The sequence below is a fragment of the Mesorhizobium sp. M1A.F.Ca.IN.020.06.1.1 genome, from assembly GCF_004023265.1.
GTDB lineage: Bacteria > Pseudomonadota > Alphaproteobacteria > Rhizobiales > Rhizobiaceae > Mesorhizobium.
Genome location: NZ_RZSR01001531.1, coordinates 1 through 814, shown reverse-complemented (window position 1 = coordinate 814; position 814 = coordinate 1). Strand labels below are relative to the sequence as shown.

1 protein-coding gene is annotated in these 814 nt (G+C 63.8%); it reads right to left on the bottom strand.

Annotated elements, in window-relative coordinates:
• Positions 1 to 312: 312 nt before the first annotated feature.
• Positions 313 to 814: 5-deoxy-glucuronate isomerase (iolB, locus tag EOA60_RS35350; protein WP_128312750.1), on the bottom strand; the 502-nt coding region annotated here is incomplete at its 5' end.

The window sequence follows — 814 nt, the reverse complement described above, 5'->3', positions numbered from 1 at the left end:
GCCGAGCCGAGGCGGTGTGGAAGGCAACTTCCGCCGCCGACAGGGCACCCACACCCTCGACCGGCCGCGTCGGCGCGCCGAACGGGTCGCGCCCCAGCCAGTTGGCGGCGATCCGCGCCAACGGCTCATCCTGCCGCGGGGTAAAGTAAATGGCATAGCGCATCGAAAATCCTCGTCAGACCGCTGCCATAGGTGATTTCCATGACGGATTGACGAAGCTTTCATGGGTTTTCGAAGGCAACCCAGGCTCCGGCGGTCCTTAGCCGACGATTTTCCCGAACTGGACCAACAGGTTGAGGGCTATGAAAAATCTCACGCCTTCATCAGCCACTCATGCTCGGCGGCGTTGTGGAATTTCCATGTCCGCTTCGGGCCGGCCATGACATTGAGATAGTAGAGATCATAGCCGTGGCAGGCCGCACACGGGTGGTAGCCCTTCGGCACCAGCACGACATCGCCGTCCTCGATCGCCATCGCCTCGTCCAGATCGCGCACGCCATTTCTGTCGGCGTCGGTGTAGACGCGCTGGAAGGCGAAACCCTGCGGCGGGTTGAGGCGGTGATAATAGGTCTCCTCGAGATAGGACTCGGCCGGCAGATTGTCCTGGTCGTGTTTGTGCGGCGGATAGCTGGAGGTATGGCCGCCGGGCGTGATGACCTCGACCACCAGCAGCGAGTCGGCCGGCTTGCCCTCGGGCAGGATGTTGGTGACGTAGCGGGTGTTGGTGCCCTTGCCGCGCACTTCCTGACCGAGATCGTCGGGCGCAATGACGCGGGCGGGCAGGCTGCCGCCAAGACCGGGCGCCGAGCAGACG